This window comes from Collinsella sp. HCP28S3_G2 (assembly GCF_052065125.1).
Classification (GTDB): Bacteria; Actinomycetota; Coriobacteriia; order Coriobacteriales; family Coriobacteriaceae; genus Collinsella.
Genome location: NZ_JBQHUO010000031.1, coordinates 1 through 1,791, shown reverse-complemented (window position 1 = coordinate 1,791; position 1,791 = coordinate 1). Strand labels below are relative to the sequence as shown.

The following is a 1,791-nucleotide window of genomic DNA, read 5'->3' as shown; positions in this document are numbered from 1 at the left end:
ACTTGTTCATGAGGTACTCGAGCTGCATGAGCTCGTCCCAGGTGCCGCCGACGCCCATCAGGAACACGGCGTCGTAGCCCTCGTCGGCGACCTTGTCGGCGAGCGCGGTCACCTTCTTGCCGGTCTCGTAGAGCGCCTTGCCGTCCTCGAGGTAGCCCTCCTGGTCGAAATGCATGATCTCGATCTTCTCGGTTTCCTTCATGGCTTTTCCTTTCTGTCCTGCACGCGAATCTATACATCGCATTTCTTTTCGATACCAATTATAGACATACACCCAACGTGTTTTTAATACCACTTTTCAATCTGTTCCAATCCTCGGTGAACGGTCGAAATTCTCTGGCGAGTGGTATTAGATTAGAATTTGATGTATAGCTAGCGCCCCCGGCATCTCCCTTGTGTGACAAAGAACAGCGTTCCTACCAGCGCAATAATGGTCGATGCTCCAAACAGTACCGTCTGGACGCCCAAAGCCTCCGCCAAAAACGGAGCCGCCAGCAGCGGCAGCACGCCGGCGCTCATCAGGCCAAAACGCACAAAGCCGGTAATGCGCCCCAGGTATTTGATGTCAGCGCGCTCCTGAATCAAGATCATCTGCAGCGGTTCCAGGAATCCCCAGGCCAGACCGTTAATCGCCTGACCGATAATCGCGACCCCAAGCATATCGGTGCCCACGTACACCATGGACCCAATGCCCACGGCCATGAGCGCGCCGAGCAGCAATCGCAGGTTGACATGGCGGGCAGAAAGCTTGGTCAGGATGAACGCGCCCACCGAGGAAGTGAGGCCCACGACCGAGGACAGCCAGCCCAGCCAGACGATATCCACGTTGAGCACATCGCGATAGAACAACGACTCCAGCGAATCGAACGCGCCAAACGCAAAGAAGCCCAGAAAGCCCGAGATAAAGATAAGGCGCAGGTCGTGGTCGCGAAACGTAAGTCGCGCGCCCTCGGCCATGCCGCCCAGAATGCCGCCCTTCGGCTTCTCCCCTTTTGCGGGAGCAACACACTCGTGACAGCCCAAGGAGAGCACGGCCGCCACACCCATCATGCCCGCCATGAGCAGATAGACCGATTGCGTGGCAAAACAGCTCACGATGGCACCACCGAGCAGCGGGCCAGCGGTATAGGCGATATTGCTGTAGAACACCATGAGACCGTTCACGCGGGTACGGCCCTCGGTGGTCGACTCCAGGTATCCCGGAAACGCATGCGTACAGGTGTTAATAAAGCCGCCCGCAAGCCCCAAGACGCACGCGGCAAACACAAGCCCGGGGACAGACAACGGCGCCAACCCCACGCCAAGCGATAGCACCGCCGTAATCATGCACGTCACAAACGACGTCCGGCGCGGTCCAAAGCGGTCGATGACCGAGCCCGACACCATATTGCCCGCCGACGTCATAAGATTGCGTACGAGCGTAATGGCAGCAACCAAAAAGGCCGTGCCAGCCAAATCATACGTCGCCGCGCCGATAAGCCCTAAAAAGTACACCGCGTTGTTGGCGCACCATTGCAGGGACTCAATAAGAATCAGCCTGACCTCTGCCGGCGTCAGGCGCATTGCTTCGCGATCCTTCGCGAACATACGAACTCCCTCTATACAAGTAAGGGGATGGAGGGCATAGGCCCGCTCCATCCCCTTTCCAGGTTGCAACGAAAATCTATGCAGCTGGGCCCTTACGCCAGCACGCCGAAGAACGCGCCGACGATGCCCACGGCCATGGTGGCCACGATCAGCACCATGGGGTTGATCTTCTTGGACAGCAGCCAGTAGTACAGCCAGAAGGCG

General features: G+C 58.0%; 2 protein-coding genes and 1 pseudogene. All 3 read right to left on the bottom strand.

Translation table 11 applies throughout. The features are described 5' to 3' along the window. A pseudogene (locus tag ACTNB2_RS08780) lies at positions 1-202 on the bottom strand (SIS domain-containing protein); the annotation flags it as partial. 170 nt (positions 203-372) lie between these two features. After that, the gene (locus tag ACTNB2_RS08775) at positions 373-1,587 is read right to left on the bottom strand and encodes an MFS transporter (RefSeq protein ID WP_441042601.1); all 1,215 of its coding nucleotides are present in this window, start codon (positions 1,585-1,587) and stop codon (positions 373-375) included. A gap of 92 nt (positions 1,588-1,679) precedes the next feature. Further along, positions 1,680-1,781: a hypothetical protein gene (locus ACTNB2_RS08770; RefSeq protein WP_441044934.1), complete on the bottom strand. Its 102-nt coding sequence runs from the start codon at positions 1,779-1,781 to the stop codon at positions 1,680-1,682. Positions 1,782-1,791 lie beyond the last annotated feature (10 nt).

Coding starts and splice junctions, on each gene's coding strand:
- ACTNB2_RS08775 (WP_441042601.1), bottom strand. CDS start 1,587: ATGTTCGCGAAGGATCGCGAAGCAATGCGCCTGACGCCGGCAGAGGTC.